The sequence below is a fragment of the Arthrobacter zhangbolii genome (assembly GCF_022869865.1).
In the GTDB taxonomy this organism is placed as follows: Bacteria; Actinomycetota; Actinomycetes; order Actinomycetales; family Micrococcaceae; genus Arthrobacter_B; species Arthrobacter_B zhangbolii.
Genome location: NZ_CP094984.1, coordinates 1,733,772 through 1,754,631, shown reverse-complemented (window position 1 = coordinate 1,754,631; position 20,860 = coordinate 1,733,772). Strand labels below are relative to the sequence as shown.

At 66.5% G+C, this 20,860-nt stretch carries 19 protein-coding genes and 1 riboswitch; of the genes, 8 read left to right on the top strand and 11 right to left on the bottom strand.

Going from position 1 to position 20,860, the window contains the following annotated elements; genetic code table 11:
- Nucleotides 1–46 precede the first annotated feature (46 nt).
- Both MUK71_RS08160 and MUK71_RS08155 read left to right on the top strand, forming a co-directional pair.
- The gene (locus MUK71_RS08160; RefSeq protein WP_227927859.1) at nucleotides 47–706 is read left to right on the top strand and encodes an SDR family oxidoreductase; all 660 of its coding nucleotides are present in this window, start codon (nucleotides 47–49) and stop codon (nucleotides 704–706) included.
- Nucleotides 707–837: 131 nt separating this feature from the next.
- Nucleotides 838–1,677: an SDR family oxidoreductase gene (locus MUK71_RS08155; RefSeq protein WP_227902004.1), complete on the top strand. Its 840-nt coding sequence runs from the start codon at nucleotides 838–840 to the stop codon at nucleotides 1,675–1,677.
- Here the strand turns inward: MUK71_RS08155 and MUK71_RS08150 are convergent.
- Nucleotides 1,674–2,519 (bottom strand): lysophospholipid acyltransferase family protein, encoded by an 846-nt coding sequence (locus MUK71_RS08150; protein WP_227902005.1) that lies wholly within the window; start codon nucleotides 2,517–2,519, stop codon nucleotides 1,674–1,676. The genes MUK71_RS08155 and MUK71_RS08150 overlap by 4 nt on opposite strands.
- Nucleotides 2,520–2,672: 153 nt before the next feature.
- Between MUK71_RS08150 and MUK71_RS08145 the strand changes: the two genes are divergently transcribed.
- A complete protein-coding gene (locus MUK71_RS08145; RefSeq protein WP_227927860.1) occupies nucleotides 2,673–3,647 on the top strand; it encodes an alpha/beta fold hydrolase in 975 nt (324 codons plus the stop codon).
- Here MUK71_RS08145 and MUK71_RS08140 read toward each other — a convergent pair.
- Nucleotides 3,627–4,397: a glycosyltransferase family 2 protein gene (locus MUK71_RS08140; RefSeq protein WP_227927861.1), complete on the bottom strand. Its 771-nt coding sequence runs from the start codon at nucleotides 4,395–4,397 to the stop codon at nucleotides 3,627–3,629. The two genes, MUK71_RS08145 and MUK71_RS08140, sit on opposite strands and share 21 nt — an antisense overlap.
- Nucleotides 4,398–4,623: 226 nt before the next feature.
- Here MUK71_RS08140 and MUK71_RS08135 point away from each other — a divergent pair, with 226 nt between their 5' ends.
- Both MUK71_RS08135 and MUK71_RS08130 read left to right on the top strand, forming a co-directional pair.
- The gene (locus MUK71_RS08135; protein ID WP_227927862.1) at nucleotides 4,624–5,676 is read left to right on the top strand and encodes a YeeE/YedE family protein; all 1,053 of its coding nucleotides are present in this window, start codon (nucleotides 4,624–4,626) and stop codon (nucleotides 5,674–5,676) included.
- A gap of 67 nt (nucleotides 5,677–5,743) precedes the next feature.
- Complete coding sequence (locus MUK71_RS08130; RefSeq protein ID WP_146362107.1) at nucleotides 5,744–5,971, top strand: sulfurtransferase TusA family protein; 228 nt, start codon at nucleotides 5,744–5,746, stop codon at nucleotides 5,969–5,971.
- A 94-nt stretch (nucleotides 5,972–6,065) separates the two neighbouring features.
- On the opposite strand, the gene ligD is transcribed toward MUK71_RS08130, so the two are convergent.
- Nucleotides 6,066–7,088, bottom strand: a complete 1,023-nt coding sequence (gene ligD, locus MUK71_RS08125) for a non-homologous end-joining DNA ligase (protein WP_227927863.1) — start codon at nucleotides 7,086–7,088, stop codon at nucleotides 6,066–6,068.
- Nucleotides 7,089–7,126: 38 nt separating this feature from the next.
- Nucleotides 7,127–8,347: an MFS transporter gene (locus MUK71_RS08120; protein WP_227902010.1), complete on the bottom strand. Its 1,221-nt coding sequence runs from the start codon at nucleotides 8,345–8,347 to the stop codon at nucleotides 7,127–7,129.
- Between the two features lie 421 nt (nucleotides 8,348–8,768).
- A riboswitch (cyclic di-AMP (ydaO/yuaA leader) is annotated at nucleotides 8,769–8,915 on the top strand.
- A gap of 5 nt (nucleotides 8,916–8,920) precedes the next feature.
- On the opposite strand from MUK71_RS08120, the gene MUK71_RS08115 reads away from it, so the two are divergent.
- Nucleotides 8,921–9,820, top strand: a complete 900-nt coding sequence (locus tag MUK71_RS08115; RefSeq protein WP_227902011.1) for a LysM peptidoglycan-binding domain-containing protein — start codon at nucleotides 8,921–8,923, stop codon at nucleotides 9,818–9,820.
- A 97-nt stretch (nucleotides 9,821–9,917) separates the two neighbouring features.
- Here the strand turns inward: MUK71_RS08115 and MUK71_RS08110 are convergent, their stop codons facing one another.
- From MUK71_RS08110 to kdpF, 6 genes are read right to left on the bottom strand one after another with little or no spacing between them, the layout of a single operon-like run.
- Nucleotides 9,918–10,592, bottom strand: a complete 675-nt coding sequence (locus tag MUK71_RS08110; RefSeq protein ID WP_227927864.1) for a response regulator — start codon at nucleotides 10,590–10,592, stop codon at nucleotides 9,918–9,920.
- A complete protein-coding gene (locus tag MUK71_RS08105) occupies nucleotides 10,589–13,120 on the bottom strand; it encodes an ATP-binding protein (protein WP_227927865.1) in 2,532 nt (843 codons plus the stop codon). Before MUK71_RS08105 ends, MUK71_RS08110 begins: the two co-directional genes overlap by 4 nt.
- 3 nt (nucleotides 13,121–13,123) lie before the next feature.
- The gene (kdpC, locus tag MUK71_RS08100; protein ID WP_227927866.1) at nucleotides 13,124–13,732 is read right to left on the bottom strand and encodes a potassium-transporting ATPase subunit KdpC; all 609 of its coding nucleotides are present in this window, start codon (nucleotides 13,730–13,732) and stop codon (nucleotides 13,124–13,126) included.
- 54 nt (nucleotides 13,733–13,786) lie between these two features.
- Nucleotides 13,787–15,937, bottom strand: coding sequence for a potassium-transporting ATPase subunit KdpB (gene kdpB / locus MUK71_RS08095; RefSeq protein WP_227927867.1), 2,151 nt, complete (start codon nucleotides 15,935–15,937; stop codon nucleotides 13,787–13,789).
- Nucleotides 15,938–15,939: 2 nt separating this feature from the next.
- Nucleotides 15,940–17,601, bottom strand: a complete 1,662-nt coding sequence (kdpA, locus tag MUK71_RS08090) for a potassium-transporting ATPase subunit KdpA (RefSeq protein ID WP_227927868.1) — start codon at nucleotides 17,599–17,601, stop codon at nucleotides 15,940–15,942.
- A complete protein-coding gene (gene kdpF / locus MUK71_RS16330) occupies nucleotides 17,601–17,690 on the bottom strand; it encodes a K(+)-transporting ATPase subunit F (RefSeq protein WP_227902017.1) in 90 nt (29 codons plus the stop codon). Before kdpF ends, kdpA begins: the two co-directional genes overlap by 1 nt.
- Nucleotides 17,691–18,016: 326 nt before the next feature.
- On the opposite strand from kdpF, the gene MUK71_RS08085 reads away from it, so the two are divergent.
- Both MUK71_RS08085 and MUK71_RS08080 read left to right on the top strand, forming a co-directional pair.
- Nucleotides 18,017–18,718 (top strand): TetR/AcrR family transcriptional regulator, encoded by a 702-nt coding sequence (locus MUK71_RS08085; protein ID WP_227927869.1) that lies wholly within the window; start codon nucleotides 18,017–18,019, stop codon nucleotides 18,716–18,718.
- A gap of 2 nt (nucleotides 18,719–18,720) precedes the next feature.
- Nucleotides 18,721–19,470: an SDR family NAD(P)-dependent oxidoreductase gene (locus MUK71_RS08080; RefSeq protein ID WP_227927870.1), complete on the top strand. Its 750-nt coding sequence runs from the start codon at nucleotides 18,721–18,723 to the stop codon at nucleotides 19,468–19,470.
- On the opposite strand, the gene MUK71_RS08075 is transcribed toward MUK71_RS08080, so the two are convergent.
- Nucleotides 19,467–20,831, bottom strand: a complete 1,365-nt coding sequence (locus MUK71_RS08075) for an alpha-amylase family glycosyl hydrolase (RefSeq protein WP_227927871.1) — start codon at nucleotides 20,829–20,831, stop codon at nucleotides 19,467–19,469. The genes MUK71_RS08080 and MUK71_RS08075 overlap by 4 nt on opposite strands.
- Between the last annotated feature and the right edge of the window lie 29 nt (nucleotides 20,832–20,860).

Sequence of the window (20,860 nt, the reverse complement as noted above, 5' to 3'; positions counted from 1 at the left end):
AGCATGCTTATGGTGGAGGCACGTAAGTCAACGAAAGGAATGCCGCATGTCACGCATCGCCATCATCGGGGGACACGGAAAAGTTGCACTCCACCTCGCCCGCAGGCTCACCGCCGCAAACCACTCCGTTACGTCAGTGTTCCGCAATCCGGACCACACCGCGGATGTCGAGGACACCGGGGCCGCTGCCAAGGTAGCCGACGTCCAGGCCCTGTCCACGGAGGAGATGGCCGAGCTGCTGCGCGGTCATGATGCAGTGGTCTGGACTGCCGGAGCCGGCGGCGGCAGCCCCGAGCGCACCTTTGCCGTGGACCGGGACGCAGCCATCCGGTCGATGGACGCAGCCGAAGCTGCCGGCGCGAAGCGGTACGTTATGGTCTCCTACTTCGGGGCAGGCAAGGATCACGGTGTGCCGGAGGACGACGGGTTCTACGCGTACGCCGAGGCCAAGGCCGACGCCGACGAGCACCTGCGTGCCAGCGGGCTGGACTGGACCATTCTCGGCCCCAGCGCCCTGACGCTGGATCCGGGTACGGGACGAATCGAAACCGGTTCGGGGGTTACCGGCAGCCAGGTATCCCGCGAGGATGTTGCCCATGTGGCAGCCGAGGTCCTCGACCGCCCCGAAACGGCAGGCCGGACCATCGAATTCAACAACGGCACAACGCCGGTAGCCGAGGCGCTGGACGCCGTAGCCGCACAGTAGCCGTGACGTAGTCCGCGGTCGGTGCCGGGGCAGGTACCGGGGTGCGCCCCGGTACCTGCCCCGGCCTTCCGGTGACGGACGCCTGCACGGAGCAGGCCAGGGACCAGGAGCGAAGCCAGGAAAGGACCACCATGAACCAGCCAAAGCAGCAACAGGAAGTGCCCGGAACGCAGGAGGCGATGACGCCGATTCCGGATTGCGGCGAGGAAACCTACCGCGGCAGCGGGAAGCTCGAGGGCAAAGCCGCCGTGATTACCGGTGGCGACAGCGGTATCGGCCGGGCAGTGGCCATCGCGTACGCACGCGAGGGGGCCGACGTCGTGATCTCCTACCTGAACGAGGATGCGGACGCGCGGGATACCGCCCGGCTTGTGGAAGAGGCCGGCCGCAGGGCGGTACTGGTGCGCGGAGACCTGGATACGGCAGCTCAGTGCCGCCGCGTCATCGATACCGCTGTTGACCAGTTCGGCAAGGTGGACATCCTTGTCCACAACGCGGCGTTCCAGATGGACCGCGAATCCATTGAGGAGATTCCGGACGAGGAGTGGGAGTACACGTTCAAGGTGAACATCAATGCGATGTTCTATCTGGTGAAGGCAGCCCTGCCGCACATGTCCCCGGGCTCCTCGGTGATCGGCACTTCCTCGGTGAACTCCGACATGCCGGTGCCCACGCTGGCACCGTATTCAGCAACCAAGGCAGCCATTGCCAACTTCTCCGCCAGCCTGTCACAGCTGCTTGGCGAACGCGGCATCAGGGTCAACAGCGTGGCGCCCGGACCCATCTGGACACCGCTGATCCCGGCCACCATGCCCGAAGACAAGGTTGAGTCCTTCGGAGCCGACACACCCCTGGGGCGGCCGGGCCAGCCGGCTGAACTGGCACCGACCTACGTCCTGCTGGCCTCTGAGGACGGCAGCTACATCTCCGGAGCCCGGATTGCCGTCACCGGAGGCAACCCCATCCTCTAGCCGGTGATCTTGTACTTCTCCCGGTCAGCTGCATCCAGTACACGCTGTTCCTCCACTCCCATGGCGCTGCCGCCCCGGCTGCGTGGCATCCACCACGCACCGGGGGCGGGAGTGACCGGATACGTGTCAATGCAATGGTCGATTCCGGCCTGCAGTTCCTCCTGCAGCCGCAGGGTTTCCGCCGCGACGTCGGGATTTTCGTCAACGCGGATCATTTCGCCCACGTGCATGCGGACCGGTGTCTTCCACACCGAGGACAGGCTCAGCCCGTGTCCGCGGGTCTTCATCCGGTGGGCGCCCCAGATAGAAATCGGAATGATCGGCACACCTGCCTCGGCGGCCATGCGCACAGCGCCGGTCTTCAATTCGCGGACCGAGAAGCTGCGGCTGACCCCGGCTTCGGGGAGAACCGCAAGATAGTCTCCGCCCCGCAGCTTTTCCACGGACTCCGCATACGCAGCAGCACCGTCGGCCCGGTCCACCACCACATGCTCACACCAGTCGCAGACGGCCTTGACGAAAGGCTTTTTAGCCGCCTTCTTCGTGACCAGGAAGCGCATATGCACCTTCAGCTTCCGCCAGATGAGCAGCTCAGCGAAGGCAAAATCGAGATACCCGAAGTGCGTAATGGCTACCACGGCGCCTTTGCCGGGAACCACCTTGCGGTCCAGTCCGCGGATCTGTTCGCCGGTGGGAAGATTCTCCAGGCCCGAGGGAATCACCGGGACCCGGAAGAGGCCGCGTGCGGCGAGGCCCGTGAAGACAATACCTCGGTAAACGTATTTGTTGGGGGAACGCTTTGCGGGCAACGTCAGCTCCTGGGAATGGGATGGTTCGGACATTTAGGGGCAGGCATAAAGATTCTAACGTGTGACGGCCGGCCTGCCCGGGCAGGTAGCACGCGGCACGCATCTTCCGGGTTTTCTTGCCGCCGGAACAGGTCAGCAGCCTCCACCCCGCAGACGGCGGCAGTCCGCGGCCGCTATCTTTTAGCCATGGCACTTAGGGGAATCTTTCCCGGGCGGAGGCTTCCCCGCAGACTGCACCCGGAACCGGCTGCGGGACCGGCCGCGGTTCCAGGTGCAGCTGCCGCCGCGGACCCGGCTGCTGCGCGGGACGCCGCACTGGGCGACATTGACTGGACGGTCCTGCCACCGGGAACCGGGCGATCCTTTTTCCCGGCACCCAGCGGGGCCCTGGCCGCCGTCAGTATGGGCAGTCCTGCCGATACGCCGGTCATCCTTGTGCCTGGCGCCATGGGCTCCAAGGAGGATTTCTCCCTTATGCTCCCCGAACTTGCCGCCGCCGGCTACTTCGCCTTCAGCTATGACCTGGCCGGCCAGTATGAGTCCGCCGGGGCCGGCCCGGAGCAACTGCACCCTCCGCGGGCCCATTATGACTACGACCTGTTTGTTGATGACCTGATCTCGGTGCTGGCCGTTCACGGCCCCGCCCATGTGGTCGGGTACTCGTTTGCCGGCGTCGTCGTCCAGCTCACGGCACTGCGGCGGCCGGACCTGTTTCGAAGCATGACCCTGCTTGGCTGTCCGCCCCGGGGCGGACAGAGTTTCCGCGGCGTAAGCCGGATCGGGTGGCTCGCTCCGCTGATCGGCGACCGGATCAGTGCGGACCTGATTGTCTGGGGGGTCAGGCGCAACTTCATCAGGGCGCCGGCAGGCCGGATGAAACTGGTCAACCTCCGCTTCACCGTCACCCGGCGGGATTCGATCCGGGACATGGTCCGGCTGATGCGCCACGCCCCGGACCTGCGCGCCGCCCTGGGCGCCACCACCGTGCCCAAATTCGTCGGTGTCGGTGCGCATGATGTGTGGCCGGTCCGGCTGCACCGGGAGTTCGCCGCGAGCATTGGCGCGTCCTTTGCCGTGTACGCCAGCGGACACAGCCCCAGCGAGGAATCCCCCTATCAGCTGACCCACGACCTGCTGCGGCTATACCGCACCGCCCGCTAGGTACCGGCGTTCCCTGCGCCGGGCCAGCGGCCCCTCAGCGGCAAAATCGACCCGGAACGTCACATAAGCCATGGCCAACCGCCTGCCCAGCCCGGCCCAGGTATGGAACGGACGGGCAGACACCCGGACGCGAAGCGTCTCGTCCCACACAACGTTCATCCACGGGCGCAGCTGGTAACTAAGGTCCAGGTCATCATGGACCCGGGGAACGCCGCGGTGGACCCGGCCCCGGACCTGTTCCCACATACTGCGGTGGAAGCCGAAGTTGGAGCCGAAGAGCGGCGGATGTCCCATCAGCAGGTTCATTGACCAGCGGTAGCCGCCGATGTACAGGTTCCGTGCAATCCACAGGATCACCGGAGCGGCTCCGTAGAAATCCCCGGGGCCGGTCACCGCGGTGTCCTTGCCGGCCGCCAGCAGGGCAGTCTCCAGCTGGGCAAGCCAGTGCGGTGGCGGAACCGAATCTGCGTCGATGCGGGTCAGCCATTCACCGGCGGCCTCGTCGAAACCGCGGAAGGTTGCTGCGGCAACACCGACACTGTCCTCCCGGACCCGGCGGACCCCGAAGGCCCTGCAGACCTCCGCGGTCCGGTCGGTGCTGGCGTTGTCCACCACCAGGATTTCATCCGGGGCACGGGTCTGCTCTGCCAGGCCCCGCAGGCACGCGGCGAGCATGGGGGCATCGTTTCGGCAAGGAATCACCACCGAGATGGTCGGCATCGCATCCCGTTCCACGGTTTGGATGTACATGGTCCTGCCCTCCGATCATCGCACCGCCCACCCGTGGCGGCCATGCATCCGTTCCTGGCTGCCCGCCCGGACGGCAAAGAAAGCCGACGGATGTCCACCCGTTCCGTAACCCGGCTTCATGCCCGGTCACATGGCGCCACACTCATTGAGGGCCGGGGCCGCCCGCACTAGCGTTGCTCAACTGCGGCGGGATAGGCCGCAGTTCGTCTTCTCAGGAGTGCTTTACATGCTAATTTCAGGCCTGCTGGTGGGGGTGGCCCTCGGTTTCGTTATGCAGCGGGGGCGCTTCTGCGTTACCGGCGCTTTCCGTGACATCTGGGTGACCCGCAATACGCGGTGGCTGACCGCTTTCCTGGTGGTGGTGGCTGTTCAGAGTGTGGGCGTCTTCGCCCTCGACGCAGCCGGAGTCATCAGGCTCCATGGCGATGCCTTTCCCTGGCTCGCCACTATCGTGGGCGGCTTCATCTTTGGTTTCGCCATCGTCCTGGCCGGCGGCTGCGCCACCGGCACCTACTACCGGGCAGGTGAAGGCCTGGTGGGCAGCTGGCTTGCCCTGATTACCTATGCCCTCTTCGCCGCCATCATGAAGACCGGACCGCTGGCCGGATTCAACACGGCCATGCGCTCAGTGACCGTGGAACAAAGCAACTTTTACACCGTCCTGGGTGTTTCTCCGTGGCTGTTTGTCGCCGTACTGGTTGCCGCCGTCGCGCTGGCGGTCCGGCATCACCTGAACAAGCCCCGCATCGCCATGGCCGCCCTGCCGCCTTCCAAAACCGGCCTGGCACACCTGTTGTTCGAGAAGCCGTGGAATGCCTTCGCCACCGCGGTGGTCATCGGCATTATTGCCATTGCCGCCTGGCCGCTCAGCTGGGCCACGGGCCGCGAAGACGGTCTGGGCATCACCACACCCTCCTCCAAGCTTGTTGGCTATTTGGTGACCGGCGACGCCGAGCTGGTGGACTGGGGTGTGTTCCTGGTTGTCGGCATCCTCCTTGGCTCCTTCATTGCCGCTAAGGGCAGTGGAGAATTCCGGGTCAGGGTGCCGGACGCCGCCACCGTCATAAAAAGCCTGGGCGGAGGCGCGCTGATGGGCATTGGCGCCGCACTGGCCGGCGGGTGCACCATCGGCAACGCCATGGTGCAGACGGCGCAGTTCAGCTTCCAGGGCTGGACAGCCCTGGTCTTTATGATCCTGGGCACCGGCCTGGCCGCGAAGCTGACCATCATGAACCGCCGGCAGGCACCCGCAGCTGCGCGCGTACCGGCGGGAGTATGACCTCCGCTGCCCCACCGGCAGCCGTTTCATCCATCCATCCGAAACCCCACCACAAAGGAGTCACACCGTGGCAAAAGTAACCCTGGAAACCAACGGATCCGTCTGCCCCTTCCCTCTGGTTGAAGCCAAGGAGGCCATGAAAACCATGACTGCGGGCGATGAGCTGGTCATCAACTTCGATTGCACCCAGGCCACGGACGCCATCCCCCGCTGGGCGGCCGAAAGCGGCTACCCGGTCACGGACTTCTCCAAGACCGGTCCGGCGGAGTGGTCCATTACGGTCGCCAAGGCGTAGCCAGTCCCGCGCAGGCCCGCAGCGGATTCCGGCGCCGCCGGAGTCTGCCGGGGGCACCTGGCCCGGGAGGAAACCCGGCCCGGGTACGGGTCCGTCAGTCCTTGCGGCGGGCCCGGCTGGGCTGGACCCGGGGCGGCTCCCCCGGCATCTTGGGATAGTCCGGCGGGAAGGGCAGCTCGCCCAGCCCGTTGGCCAGGTCCCGCTCCCACCAGCCCAGCAGCACGTCGATGGAGCCGGGCCGTGCATACATGTCGGCCCACGGATCCCCTACCGTACGCAGCCGCTCGGGAATGGTGGCAATGGTGAAGTCACCCGGATGCACCTGTTCGAGTTCTTCCCAGCTGATCGGGCAGGAGACGGGGGCATCCGGGAGGGCGCGCGGGCTGTAGGCCCCGGCCATGGTCCGGTCCCGGTTGGCCTGGTTGAAATCCACGAATACACGCCGGCCGCGCTCTTCCTTCCACCATGCGGTGGTCACCTTCTCCGGCATCCTCCGCTCTACCTCCCGCGCTGCGGCGATGACGGCATGGCGGACATCCTGGAACTCATGCTCCGGCCGGATCGGGGCAAAGAGGTGGATGCCGCGGTTGCCGGAGGTCTTGATATACCCCTCCAGACCCGCCTCGGCGAGGATGGAGCGCAGTTCCAGCGCGGCCGGGACGGCGTCGTCGAAGTCCGTGCCCGGCTGGGGGTCCAGATCGATGCGCAGCTGATCAGGATTGTCCGTATTCTCCGCCCGCGAGGGCCAGGGGTGGAATACCACTGTGTTCATCTGCACCGCCCAGACCGCGGCCGCCGGCTCATCCAGCACCACCTGCGGGTGGGACCGGGCACTGGGATAGGTCACCGTAACCCCGCGCATCCACTCCGGCATGCCCCGGGGCGGATTCTTCGAGAAGAACACTTCCCCCTCGATTCCTTCGGGGAAACGCTCAAGGGAGACCGGCCGGTCCCCGTTGGCCCGAATAAAGGCTTCACCCACGTCCGCCATGTAGCGCGCCAGATCGAGCTTGGTGATCCCCGGGACGGGCCAGAGCACCCGTCCGGGACTTGAAATCCGTATCTCGCGTTCCCCGTCCGGACCGGGAACCGTCAGTGTTTCCGCCTCGCGTGCCATGGGCCTGCTCCCCTCGCTTGTGGAACGAGGGTACCCCGTCAGGCGGCGGGCGTGTCCTGAGCCACGAAGGCGGTATGGTCCGGCCGCCGGTCCTTGCGGCCGTGGACAAAGTAGTACAGCACCGTATTGCCCAGCAGCACCGCAGCAAGGACCCAGTACATGCCGTGGAACCCGCTCAGCGGCAGCAGTACTCCCAGCAGGAGCGGGCCCAGACCCACCCCGGCGTCCATAAAGATGAAGAACGTGGACGTGGCCAGGCCAATCCGTGCCGGTGCGGCCATGCCCACTGCGATGGCCTGGGCGCACGGCATCAGGGCACCGAAGCCGAACCCGACGAAGACGCCGGCCACGGCCATGACAGTGTCATTGGGGGCGTAGGCAAGGAGCGCCAGGCCGGCGGCGAAGGAGAGAAGCGTGGGGTAGACCACGGCGTTGTCTCCGTGGCGGTCCTGGATCCGGCCAACGAAGAGCCGCGATACCAGCACCACCCCGGCATAGACCACAAAGAAGAGGCTTGCCCCGAGGACCATGCCCTCCGTCTGGGCGTAGGAGTTCAGGAAGGAAAGGATGCCCGCGTAGGCGGCACCGGCAATGAACATTACCGAGGCAATGGGAAGCACGGACACGTCGAGGATGTCGCTCAGGTGCATGCGCCACTTGTTCTTCAGTTCCTCCGGGCCCGGTGTGCGCTCGGGCAGCCGCAGCACCAGCGAGAGGATCAGGGCGACGGCGGCGCAGGCGGCAGCAAACAGGAAAAGCGCACGGTAGCTGGCCGAGTCCACCAGGAGCACGGCCAGGAACGGCCCGACGGCGGTGGCCAGGGTGGTGGAGATGCCGAAGTATCCGGTGCCTTCCCCGCGCCGGTGGGCGGGGATAAGCCCCATCACCGAGGCTGAGAGGCTGGTGCTGGCGGCACCGAAGGCGGCGCCGTGGAGCAGCCTCACTGCCAGCAGCAGGCCCAGGTTCGAGGCCGGGATGTAAAGCACCGAAGCGGCTACGAAAACTGCGAGGCTGGCGATCAGCATGCGCCGGCGGCCAACGAAATCAAGGAACTTTCCGGCAAAGACCCGGGCGGCAAGAGCGCCGATCACAAACGAACCGGAGGCAAAGCCGGCGGCGCTGTCCGACGCGGCGAACTCCTGCACCGCGTAGAGCGCCATGGTGGTCATCAGCAGGTAAAAAACGAGGGAAATGAACAGGTTCGTGACGATCGCCAGCACGAATCCCCTGGTCCATAGTTTCTGGCTGCTGCCTGACACTCGCGTTACTCCTGTGCATCGTTGAGGCTGCCCTCGATTGAAAGGTAGCCTAAGTATCTTATGCAGGAGAGCTGGCGCACCGGCAACCCAGATCCGCCAGGGAGAGCGACTTCACATTTTTTGTCTGCGGAACGGCGGTGTATCCCTGGCATCACGTGCACCATATACAACATCCGTTATGCGCCTCCGGCGCCGGATAACAACCAGGCCTGAAAAATCGGCGGGAACAGTGTGACGGCATGGCATTGGATGGCATTGCAGGGGCCGGAGTGACTAGCACATCGAGGCGCCACTCACACGCTGCAGAGAACCGGATCACTAAATGGTTATCCAACCGTAACCATCTTGTACGGTTATTTCCATGCCGCTCTGAACGCGGCTCCCCCGGACTAGTTACCTAGCTCTGCCGCTTATCCGGGGTCCACAGAACGCACCATCACGGCAGGGGCGGGGGAACCAATAACGGGTTCCACGAATCCTTGGGGTTAAGTCGCCGGATTCACTCCGATGACCGGGTGTCTCCCATCCGCATCCGACAGCTCACCTCGCAGGTATCGGGAGAGGTAAATCAACATGTCATTCAATAAGAACCGTGGACGTCACCGTGCCGAGACCGCCGGCGTTTGGTCCACCATCTCACAGACCACCGTCAGCCGCGGACGGACCATCGGCAGCACCGCAGCCGTTGTAGCCGCCGGATCCGGCCTGATGCTCGGAATGGCCGCACCGGCCTCCGCAGGCGTCGTAGCGAACGACAACTACACGCCGACCCAGGCTGCAGCTCCGGCCGCACCGGTCGCAGCCCCCGTGGCTGAAGCCGCTCCCGTTGCCGCTCCGGCAGCCGCCAGCACCACCCACACCGTTCAGTCCGGTGACACCCTGGGCGCCATTGCCGCCAACTACGGCGTCAGCCTGGACAGTGTCTTCGCCCTGAACGGCCTGTCCATGGCATCGATCATCTACCCCGGCGACGTCATCACCGTCTCCGGCGAGGCAGCAGCCGCACCGGCTGCCCTGGATTACGCTGCCGCCACCTACACCACCGAGGCCTACGCCGCACCGGTCGCCCCTGCTGCCGCGGACAACGGCATCATCAGCACCCAGGCCACTTCGGTTACCCCGGCCCCGGCTCCCGCCGCCGCTGCTGCCACCGGCAGCAACGCCACCATGCTGGCATCGGCGTACTCGCAGCTGGGCGCCGCCCAGGACTGCACCGTCCTGGTTGAGGTTGCCCTGCGCGCCGCCGGCCACTCCGTGGGCGACCTTGCCCCCGCACAGCTGGCTGCCTACGGCACCCAGGTCTCCACTCCGGAGCCCGGTGACATGGTCTACTACGCCGACGGCGGCATGGGCCTGGCCCACATTGCCATCTACATCGGCAACGGCGAGGCCATCCACAGCGGCTGGAACGGCAACCAGACCGTGGTCCAGTCCGTCAACGTCGGCTCCGGCCCCGTGTTCTACCGCGCATAAGGCTTAGCGGCCCGTCCGCGCACGGCAATCCTGCCGTTGCTACGCAAAAGCGTCCGTTCCCTGAAGGGGGACGGACGCTTTTGCGTTTCCAGCGCCGTTACGGCACAAACCGGTACCCCATGCCGTGCTCGGTCAGCAGATGCTCGGGACACCCGGGGTCTACCTCCAGTTTGCGGCGCAGCTGCCCGATGTACAGCCGCAGGTAGCCCGTATCGGTGGTGCCCGGCCCCCAGACGTCGTGCAGGAGGGTATCCCGCGTCACCAACATGCCCGGGTGTGCCAGGAGGGCCGCCAGCAGGCGCCATTCAGTAGGCGTAAGGCGGATGTCGGACCCGTCCGGCAGCCGGATAATCCGCCGGGCAGCCAGATCGACACGCACCGAGCCGAAGGATATTTCGCTCGGCCCTGCCGCGGCCGGTGTCCGGCGGGACAGGGCACGGATGCGGGCCAGCAACTCCTCGGTGGAGAAGGGCTTCGTCACATAGTCGTCAGCGCCGAGGTCCAGTGCACGGACCTTGTCCGCAGGATCCATCCGGCCGGATACCACCAGGATGGGCACCGCGCTCCAGCCGCGGACCGCCTCGATGACATCCATCCCGCTCAACCCGGGCATGCCCAGGTCCAGGACCAGCAGGTCAGGATGGGTATCCACGGTTTTACGGATGGCTGCACTGCCGCTCTCGGCGGTCACCACCTCGTACCCGTACGCGGAGAGCGTGATGCGCAGGGCGCGCAGTATCTGCGTATCGTCGTCGGCCAGCAGGATCCTCATCGGGCCCCCACCGGCAGGCCGCCTGCCCCGGCGGACACACGGTCCGCGGCAGGCAGCGAAAGGACCATGGTCAGCCCGCCGCCGGGTGTGTCTTCGGCCTCCAAGGTGCCGCCCATACCTTCAGTGAATCCCTTCGCCAGTGCCAGTCCCAGCCCCAGGCCGGTTTGATTGTCCGTGTCGCCCAGCCGTTGGAACGGCGTGAAGATGTCCGGTTGCCGTGGTTCCGGGACACCGGGGCCCGAGTCTATGACACGGATTTCCACCCGTCCGGAAAACTCGCTCACGGCCAGCACGGCTCTGGCCGACTCCGGGCTGAACCGTACGGCGTTAGCCAGGAGATTGACCAGCACCCGCTGCAGCAGCACCGGATCGGCAAGAACATTCCGGCCGTCCACAGGAATCCCGAGTTCCACCTCGGCCGGGCCCAGGTCCAGTTCCTCCAGTGCCGGCAGCACGGCATCGGCAACATTCAGCGGCTCCAGGTTTACCCCGACCACCCCCGCCTGCAGCCGGCTGACGTCCAGCAGGCTGGTCACCAGCGTGGAAAGGGACGCGAGTGATTCCTCGGCAGTGGCAAGCAGCTCGCTGCGGTCCTGCTCGGACCAGGTGACGTCCGTGGCCCGCAGTCCGGTAACCGCGGCGGTGGCCGCCGTCAGCGGCCGGCGCAGGTCGTGTCCCACGGCGGCCAGCAACGCCGTGCGTACCTTGTCCGCCTCGGCCAGGGACCCGAGCCCGCGGGCCGTCTCGGTCAGTTCCCGGTGCTCCAGTGCCGCTTCCAGCTGGGCGGTGATCACCGCCAGCAGCCGGCGGTCCGAAGCCGCCAGTTCACGCCCCCACAGATCCAGGAAGGCGCGTTCCCCCACCGGCAGCCGGGTGAAGGCCGGGTCCCCCGGCGGGAGATCTGCCGGCCAGTCGCCGTCGGCGTACAGGTCCATGCCGTCCGCCCTCAGCCGCGCCGCGCCCAGGGTAAACGCCTCACGGGTGCGCCCCACCAGGGCGGCCAGGGCATCCTCACCCCGCAGCACGCTGCCCGCGACCGAAGCCAGCAGTTCGGATTCCGACGCCGACCGCCGGGCGGTGCGGGCACGGCGCGCCGCCGCATCCACCACGTAGCTGACCAGCAGCGCGTTCACCACATACAGGCCCAGGGCCAGCATGTGGGAGGGCGTGGCAACCGTGACCGTGTAGAGCGGCTGGATAAAGAAGAAGTCCAGTGTGAGACCCGAAAGCAGCGCGGCGAACAGTGCCGGCCAGATCCCGCCCACCAGCGCCACCAGAATCACCAGCAGCTGGTAGCTCAGGACGTCGCCGGTGATGGTCTCGGCGCTCCGGACGGCCACCAGCCCGGCGGTAAGCAGCGGACCTCCGGCCAGGGCCAGGGCAAAACCCAGCAGGCGGCGGCGCCTGGAGAGTGCACCGCCGAAGTGCGGCAGCACCAGCGCCCGTGCTGCCGCCGAGTGGGACACGATGTGGACATCAATGTCCCCCGACTCCCGGATCACGGTGGCCCCGATCCCGGGGCCGGAGAGCAGCGCCGCAATCCGCGGGCGGCGGCTCACGCCGACTACCAGCTGTGTGGCGTTGACGCCGCGGGCAAAGTCCACCAGTGCCTTGGGAATGTCGTGGCCCACCACCTGGTGGAAGGTGCCGCCCAGTTTTTCCGCCAGGATCCGCTGCGCCGCCAGCTCCCCGGGCTCTGCTCCGCGCAGTCCGTCCGCACCGGCAATGTGGACGGCCAGCAGTTTCCCGCCGGCCGACCGGGCGGCTATCCGCGCACCCCGGCGCAGCAGCGTTCGTCCTTCGGGGCCGCCGGTCAGGGCTACGACAACCCGTTCCCGGGCTTCCCATTTACGGTGAATGCCCTGTTCCGCACGGTACCGGTTCAGTGCCGAGTCCACCTCGTCCGCCAGCCACAGCAGGGCCAGCTCGCGCAGCGCGGTGAGGTTGCCCAGCCTGAAGTAGTTGGACAGCGCGGCGTCCACGCGTTCGGCCGGGTAGATCACCCCGTCGGCCAGCCGTCCCCGCAGGGACTGCGGCGCCAGGTCCACCAGTTCCACCTGTTCGGCCTCGCGCAGGACGGCGTCCGGCACGGTTTCGGCCTGCAGGGTGCCGGTGATCTGCTCGATCACGTCATTAAGCGAATCGACGTGCTGGATGTTCACGGTGGACAGGACGTTGATCCCGGCATCGAGCAGGGCCTGCACGTCCTGCCACCGCTTTTCATGCTTCAGTCCGGGGACATTGGTATGGGCCAGTTCGTCCACCAGCGCATACTCCGGGGCGCGGGCCAGCACGGCGTCCAGGTCCAGCTCCGTGAGCTCCAGCCCGCGGTGGTGCAGGACGGCGCGCGGGACTGTCTCCAGGCCCTCGGCCTGGGCAGCTGTCGCTGCACGGCCGTGGGTCTCCACCAGCGCGACGACGACGTCCGCCCCCTCGCTGCGGAGGCGGCGCCCTTCCTCGAGCATGGCGTAGGTCTTCCCCACCCCGGGCGCCGCCCCCAGGAATACCCTCAGTTGTCCCCGCGTCATGGACTAAGTGTCCAGCTCCGCCAGTGAAATGTTCAAAAGCAACACGTTAACGGTGCGCAGTCCGAGGATCCCTGCGAACGGAGCCTGCGTGGCATCATCCACGAGTGCCTGGACCCGGGCCGGGTCCAGGCCGCGTTCGGCGGCCACCCGGTCCACCTGCATCCGGGCGTACTCGGGGCTGATGTGCGGATCCAGCCCGGACCCCGACGCGGTGACTGCCTCGGCGGGAACATCTGCCGGCACCACCGCCTCCAGCTCGGCCACGGCGGCCCGCCGCTCCGCCACGGCAGCAGCCAGGTCCTCATTCAGCGGGCCGAGGTTGGAGCCGCTGGAGGCGCCGCCGTCATACCCGTCCCCCGCTGCCGAAGGCCGGGACTGGAACCACTGCGGCAGGGCGGCGCCGTCGGCGTCAGTGAAGGACTGCCCGATCAGCGCCGATCCCACGTCCGTGCCGCCGCTGCTGACCAACGAGCCGTTGGCCCGGCCGTGCAGGGCGGCCTGTCCGATTCCGGCGACTGTCAGCGGATACACCACGCCGAGGAGAACAGTGAGCACCGCCAGTGCCCGGAGGGAGACGCCAAGTTGGCGCATACTGCTGCGGACGGGGTTCATTTACTGCTCCTGGTCAGAGGTGTGCTGCGTGCTGTGCGGTTAAGGGGTGCCATGTCAGAAGCCCGGGAGAAGGCTGATCAGCAGGTCGATGGCCTTGATGCCGATGAACGGCGCGATCACGCCGCCCACACCGTAGACCAGCAGGTTCCGGCTAAGGATCGAGGAGGATCCGGCGGCCCGGTACTTCACGCCCCGCAGTGCCAGCGGGATCAGCGCCACGATGATCACCGCGTTGAAGATGACCGCGGACAGGATTGCCGAGGCGGGTGAATGCAGCTGCATCAGGTTCAGTGCGGACAGGCCCGGGAACACCCCCACGAACATCGCCGGGATGATCGCGAAGTACTTGGCAATGTCGTTCGCGATGGAGAAAGTGGTCAACGCACCGCGCGTGATGAGCAGCTGTTTACCGATACCGACAATGTCGATCAGCTTGGTGGGGTCGGAGTCCAGGTCCACCATATTGCCCGCTTCCTTCGCCGCGGAGGTGCCGGTATTCATTGCCACGCCGACGTCGGCCTGGGCCAGGGCCGGGGCGTCATTCGTGCCGTCACCGGTCATGGCGACCAGGTGGCCGCCCTCCTGTTCACGCCGGATCAGGGCCATCTTGTCCTCGGGCGTCGCTTCCGCGAGGAAGTCATCCACCCCTGCCTCGGCCGCAATGGCCCTGGCGGTGTAGGGATTGTCACCGGTGATCATCACCGTGCGGATGCCCATGGCGCGCAGCTGCGCGAAACGGTCCTTCAGGCCCTCCTTGACCACGTCCTTCAGGTGGACGACGCCGAGCACCCGGGTGCCGCCGTCGGCGTCCCGGACCGCCACCAGCAGCGGTGTGCCGCCGCCCGTGGAGATTCTCTTTACCCGGTCTTCAACGGCAATCAGCACGTCGACGTCGATGCCGCCGGATTCCGCCGTCCAGTCCAGGATGGCGGAGGAGGCGCCCTTGCGGATCTTCGCCCCGTCGGGGAAGTCCATGCCGCTCATCCGGGTCTGCGCAGTGAAGGGAACGCTGACGGATCCGGCGGGCGGTTCGGGCCGGCACCCCTTCGCTGCGGCCAGGTCCACGATGGACTTGCCCTCCGGGGTGGGATCGCCGAAGGAGGACAGCACGGCGGCGTCAATCAGGTCGGTGCTTTCGGTGCCGTTGATCGGGATGAAACCGGCGGCCTGGCGGTTGCCGTAGGTGATGGTGCCGGTCTTGTCGAGCAGCAGGGTGGTGACGTCGCCGGCTGCCTCCACTGCGCGGCCGGACATGGCCAGGACGTTGCGCTGGACCAGGCGGTCCATGCCGGCAATGCCGATGGCGGAGAGCAGCGCGCCGATGGTGGTGGGGATCAGGCACACCAGAAGTGCCACCAGCACGGGGATGCTGACCGTGGCGGACGAGTAGCCTGCCAGCGGGTTGAGGGTCAGCACCACCACGATAAAGACCAGGGACAGCGTGGCCAGCAGGATATCCAGGGCAATCTCGTTGGGCGTTTTCTGCCGGGCGGCGCCTTCCACCAGCCGGATCATCCGGTCCACGAACGTTTCACCGTGCCTGGACGTGATCCGTACGACGATCCGGTCCGACAGGACGCGGGTGCCGCCGGTGACGGCCGAACGGTCCCCGCCGGATTCACGGACCACCGGAGCGGATTCACCGGTAATGGCGGATTCATCCACGGAGGCAATACCGTCAATGATGTCGCCGTCGCCCGGGATGACCTGTCCTGCTTCGACCACCACGACGTCGTCCAGGGCCAGGTCGGCAGAGGGGACTTCGGCCACTGGTGCCCCCAAAGCGGCCGGATCTCGGGCTGCGTCATACCCGTCCACCCGGTAGGCGGTGGTGGTGGCACGGCTGTTGCGCAGGCTGGCTGCCTGCGCCTTGCCCCGTCCCTCGGCCACGGATTCCGCGAGGTTGGCGAAGATAACGGTGGCCCAAAGCCAACCCGCGATCAGCCAGGAGAAGGCTCCGGGGACGGCGGTGCCGCCGGAATCCGCCGGCCCGCCGAGGAAGGGTTCGGCCACGGCGATGGCCGTGATCAGGACGGCTCCGGCTTCGACAATGAACATCACCGGCGTGCGGACCATAAGCCGGGGGTCCAGCTTCCGGAAAGCTCCGGGCAGGCCGGCCGCCAGCGATCCCGCGGTGACGCCGCGGCGCACCGGGGCCGGGGTACCGGCCTGTTCGGATTCTCGGGGTTTGGTAAGTGTGGACATGGTTAGTGCAGTCCTTCCGCCAGGGGACCCAGCGCGAGTACGGGAAAGAAGGTCAGGGCAGTCACAATCACGGTGACGCCGCACAGCAGCGTCACGGATTGCGGCCGGTGGGTGGGCAGGGTTCCTGAGGTGGCAGGGACCTTGCCCTGCTCCGCGAAGGCCCCGGCCAGTGCGAGAACGAAGATCATCGGCAGGAAGCGTCCGACGAGCATGGCCACGCCTAGGGCCGTGTTCAGCCACGGGGTGTTGGCAGTAAGGCCCGCGAACGCCGAACCGTTGTTGTTGGCTGCCGAGGTGAAGGCGTACAGGACCTCACTGAAGCCGTGCAGCCCGGTGTTCAGGATGGAGGTGCCTTCAATGTCGGCCCGGATGGCCGGTACGGCGAAACTCAGTGCCGTTCCCACCAGGACCAGGGTGGGCATGGTGAGGATGTAGAGGCTGGCGAGCTTGATTTCCTTCGGCCCGATTTTCTTGCCGAGGTATTCGGGGGTGCGGCCTACCAGGAGGCCGGCCACGAAGGACGTAACCACTGCCAGGATCAGCATGCCGTAGAGCCCGGAGCCGACGCCGCCGGGGGCCACCTCGCCGAGCATCATGTTCAGCATGGCCATCATTCCGCCCAGCGGGCTGAAACTGTCATGCATGGCGTTCACTGCTCCGGTGGACGTGAGCGTGCTGGTGGAACCGAAGAGCGTGGAGGCGGCTATCCCGAAGCGCTGCTCCTTGCCCTCCATGGACCCGGCGGCGCCGTCAGCCGCACCGAATTCGAAGGCTGTCATGGCTGCGAGCGACACCGTGAAGATCCCGGCCATAGCGGTCAGGATGGCGTAGCCCTGCCGGCGGTCGCCCACCATGGTGCCGAAGGTGCGGGGCAGGCTGAACGGGATGAGAAGCATCAGGAAGATTTCCACCAGGTTGGTCCAGCCGCCGGGGTTTTCGAACGGATGCGCGGAGTTGGCGTTGAAAAACCCGCCTCCGTTGGTGCCCAGCAGCTTGATGGCTTCCTGCGAGGCCACCGGCCCGCCGGGGATGGTGGCGGTTCCGCCCAGCAGCGTGGTGACGGAGCTGAAGCCGTTGAAGTTCTGGATCACCCCGCCAACCATAAGGACAATGGCGGCCAGGAATGCCCCGGGGAGCAGCAGCCGCAGGACGCCGCGGGTCAGGTCCACCCAGAAGTTGCCGATGGTGGCGCAGTTGCGCCCGGCCAGTCCGCGGATCAGGGCCACGGCCACGGCCAGCCCGACGGCCGCCGAGAGGAAGTTCTGCACTGCGAGTCCGGTCATCTGCACCGCATAGCCCATGGTGGCTTCGGGTGAATAGGACTGCCAGTTGGTATTGGCCACGAAGGAGGCAGCCGTGTTAAAGGAAAGGGCCTCGGGGACGGCAGGAAGGCCGAGCGAACCCGGCAGCAGCGGCTGGACCCGCTGCAGCACATAGAGCAGGAGCATGCTGGCTCCGGAGAAGGCCAGGACGCCGCGCAGGTAGCTCTGCCAGGCCTGGCCGGAGGAACCGTCCACGCCGATCAGGCGGTAAAAACCGCGTTCTATCCGAAGATGTTGATCGGAGGAATAGAGCCGGGCCATGTAGTCGCCGAGGGGCCGGTGGACCAGGGCCAGCAGGAGAAGCAGGCTGAGCACCTGGGCAAGCGTTGCCCACCCGCCCATCAGAACCGCTCCGGTCGGATGAGGGCCACCAGAAGGTAGCCGGCTGCGGCCGCCCCGAGGCAAAGCGCCAGGATGTTAAAGACGATCACAGTCTTTCCACCGCCCCGACCATCAGGACAAACGCAGCGAATAGCCCTGCGAAGCCCAGCACAAATAAAACGTCAAGCACAGGAATTGCCCCCAGCCGAATCAGCGTGCCGCCGCAACGGCAGCACGGGCACGCCTTGTGCCGCATTCGATTAGAAACCTCCGCAGGGCGCCCCGGCGCCGTTCCTAACGCTTTCCTTACGGCCCCGCCGCAAACCCTTACGAAATACCCATAACGCGGCGCCGCAGCGGCGAACAGGATGCGCATCTCCGTGGCGTGTACGCCGTAAACTTGAAGCACCGATCTTATTCGCAGAAAGGCACGCCCGTGTCCCGGAAAAACCCGCTGACCCCGGACGGTATCGCTGCAGCCGCCGTCGCGATAGCCGACGCCGAAGGCCTCGATGCCGTGAGCATGCGGCGCGTTGCCGGTGACCTGGGCGTCTCGGCCATGGCCCTGTACCGGCACGTGGCAGACCGCAATGACCTGCTGCTGATGATGGCCGGGGCGGCCACCGCCGAATTCTCCCTGCTTGGCCCCGGGACCCACACCTGGCAGCAGGTGCTGGCCCACATGGCAGAGGCGCAGTGGGAAGCGTTCACGGCACACCGCTGGCTGCTGCGCATTGTGCTCACTCCGCGCAGGCTGGTGAACATGGCCAGCCCCGGGGACGTGGAACGGATACTTGCCACGCTCGCCTCAGCCGGCCTGAGCGAGGAGCAGGGCTTCGACTGCCTGCTGGGAATTTCCGCCGCCGTGATAGGCACTTCGGCCATTACGGCGGCAGCCCACTACGGCCCGGCCTTCGATGGACAGCCGGCGCCCGCGGACGGCGGACAGGGCGAGTGGAAGGACGGCACAGCGGTGGCCCGGCACCCGCGGGCGGCCCGTTTCCAGCAGCAGGGCATCACCTATGCCGGGTCACGCCGTTCCCTGGACTTCTTCGTTGCCAACTTTATTGCCGGCGTCGAACAGACACTGGCACAGGCCCAGGACCTGCCAACGGGTTCTGCGACACGGAAGGAATAAGGATGAAACTCAGTAACCGGACAGCGATCATTACCGGCGGGGCCGGCGGGATCGGGCAGGGAATTGTCCGGCGGTTCCTCGCCGAGGGCGCCAAGGTTGCGGTAGTGGACATCGACCAGGCGCAGGGCGACAAGCTGCTGGCCGACCTCGAAGGCAAAGGCGAGGTCATATTCATCGCGAAGGACATCTCCAAGGCCGAGAACGCCGCAGCCATTGTGGCCGAAACGGTGGCACGCTTCGGCGGGCTGGACATCCTGGTGAACAACGCCCATGCCTCCAAGCAGGCGCCGATCATGGAAACCACGCAGGAAATGTGGGACCTGTCCTTCAACACGGGCACCATGGCCACCTTCCACCTGATGCGGGCCGCCTATCCCGAGCTGAAAAAGACCGGCGGCAGCATCATCAACTTCGGCTCGGGGGCGGGTATCAAGGGCCTGCCCAACCAGGTTGCCTACGCGGCGGCCAAGGAAGCCATCCGCGCCATCTCCCGCACGGCCGCCAACGAGTGGGCGGCGGACGGTATCCGCGTCAACGTGGTCTCCCCCGTGGCGCTGACACCGGGCATTGTGCAGTGGGCCAAGGCCTTCCCGGACGCCTATCAGGAGGTTGTCGACGGCGTACCGCTGGGCCGGCTGGGTGATCCGGAAACCGACATTGCACCAATTGTGGTGTTCCTGGCCAGCGATGATTCGCAGTACCTGACGGGCCAGACCCTGATGGCCGACGGCGGCACCATCAAGCTGTACTAGCCGGCAGCAGTACCAAGCACGGCCCATCCGCCGCCGGGCAGGGACAGCTGCCTACCCGGGACGTCCAGCCCACCCTCGCCGGCGAGGACGTCCCGGGCTGCGGCCGGCACCGGAATATGCCCGGCTGCGGCGGAGGCATTCAGCGCCACGAACAGTGAGTTCCCGGCGTCGTACACCTCGTAGACAATCTGCTCATTGCTCAGCGAATGCACCCGGGTGCGGGCCGCGTGGACCCAGGCATGCCGGCGGCGCAGCCCGATCAGTTCGCGGTGCAGCCGGTACAGCGGCGCGCCGACATCGGAAAGTCCGTCGGGGGTGGCAGGGAACAGCGGCCGGATGTCGTCGTCCCCTCCGGCACGCTCCTCCTTGATGCCCCGGTAGCCCTGCTCGTCGCCGTAATAAATGGCAGGCGTGCCCGGCAGGGTCAGCAACAGCACCACCGCCTGCGCCAGCCTGCCCGACGGCGCCAGCCGGCTGGCAATGCGCGTCACGTCATGGTTGCCCACGAAGGTCAGCGGCACGAAGCTGTCCAGGAACGTGTTGTGCCGCTCCAAGGCAGCCGCAAGTTCGTAGAAGTTGGCGTCACTAAGCGAGCTCCAGACTGCCTTCCACAGCTCGTACTGGGTCACTGCGTCCAGTTTTCCCGCGCGAACCTCGGCCGGGTAGTCGCCGTGGATGTACTCCCCCACAAAATAGGCCTCCGGGAATTCGGCCCTGACCTCGGTGAGCACGCGTGCCCAGAACTCTGAGGGTACGGCGTACGCGGCGTCCAGCCGCCAGCCGTCAGCCCCGCGCCTGAGCCAGTGCTTCATCACATCGGCCACAAAATCCGCTACCGCGGGTTCGCCGTGATTCAGCGCCACCAGGTGGTGGTGCCCCTCGAAGTCGCCATACTGCGGTTCGGTTCCGGGTTTCCATCCGTCCGGCCAGTCCAGGTGGAACCAGCCGGCTGTCTCCGCGGCAGGCCCCTTCTCCAGTGCCTCCATAAACGGGGCAAAGCTGCGGCCGGTGTGGTTGAACACCCCGTCCAGCAGAACGCGGATACCGCGGGCCCGGGCCGCACGGACCAGCTCGTCGAAATCGGCGTCGTCGCCGAGCCGGGGATCAATCCGGTAATAGTCGGTGGTGTCGTACCCGTGGGATTCGGAGGCAAACACGGGGCCGAGGGCAAGGCCGGACGCGCCCATCTCCACCAGATAGTCCAGCCAGTCCGCCAGGTGCGGCAACCGGTGCTGCACGGGCTGCGCAACCGCCGGATCCCCGCCGGCTGCCATATCGCCCGGCGTTTTTTCGGCTCCGGTAAAGCCCAGCGGGTAGACGTGCCACCACACAGCGTGCTGCACCCAGTCCGGCGTCCTCATGTAACAGGTGACCTTTCAGTAGTCCTCGC

Excerpts from the sequence above, each read along its gene's own strand:
- kdpB (WP_227927867.1), bottom strand. The coding sequence starts at position 15,937 with ATGTCCACACTTACCAAACCCCGAGAATCCGAACAGGCCGGTACCCCG.
- MUK71_RS08155 (WP_227902004.1), top strand. The coding sequence starts at position 838 with ATGAACCAGCCAAAGCAGCAACAGGAAGTGCCCGGAACGCAGGAGGCG.
- MUK71_RS08145 (WP_227927860.1), top strand. The coding sequence starts at position 2,673 with ATGGCACTTAGGGGAATCTTTCCCGGGCGGAGGCTTCCCCGCAGACTG.
- MUK71_RS08115 (WP_227902011.1), top strand. The coding sequence starts at position 8,921 with ATGTCATTCAATAAGAACCGTGGACGTCACCGTGCCGAGACCGCCGGC.
- kdpC (WP_227927866.1), bottom strand. The coding sequence starts at position 13,732 with ATGAACCCCGTCCGCAGCAGTATGCGCCAACTTGGCGTCTCCCTCCGG.
- MUK71_RS08075 (WP_227927871.1), bottom strand. The coding sequence starts at position 20,831 with ATGAGGACGCCGGACTGGGTGCAGCACGCTGTGTGGTGGCACGTCTAC.
- MUK71_RS08080 (WP_227927870.1), top strand. The coding sequence starts at position 18,721 with ATGAAACTCAGTAACCGGACAGCGATCATTACCGGCGGGGCCGGCGGG.
- MUK71_RS08140 (WP_227927861.1), bottom strand. The coding sequence starts at position 4,397 with ATGTACATCCAAACCGTGGAACGGGATGCGATGCCGACCATCTCGGTG.
- ligD (WP_227927863.1), bottom strand. The coding sequence starts at position 7,088 with ATGGCACGCGAGGCGGAAACACTGACGGTTCCCGGTCCGGACGGGGAA.
- MUK71_RS08160 (WP_227927859.1), top strand. The coding sequence starts at position 47 with ATGTCACGCATCGCCATCATCGGGGGACACGGAAAAGTTGCACTCCAC.
- MUK71_RS08150 (WP_227902005.1), bottom strand. The coding sequence starts at position 2,519 with ATGTCCGAACCATCCCATTCCCAGGAGCTGACGTTGCCCGCAAAGCGT.
- kdpA (WP_227927868.1), bottom strand. The coding sequence starts at position 17,601 with ATGGGCGGGTGGGCAACGCTTGCCCAGGTGCTCAGCCTGCTTCTCCTG.
- MUK71_RS08135 (WP_227927862.1), top strand. The coding sequence starts at position 4,624 with ATGCTAATTTCAGGCCTGCTGGTGGGGGTGGCCCTCGGTTTCGTTATG.
- MUK71_RS08105 (WP_227927865.1), bottom strand. The coding sequence starts at position 13,120 with ATGACGCGGGGACAACTGAGGGTATTCCTGGGGGCGGCGCCCGGGGTG.
- MUK71_RS08110 (WP_227927864.1), bottom strand. The coding sequence starts at position 10,592 with ATGAGGATCCTGCTGGCCGACGACGATACGCAGATACTGCGCGCCCTG.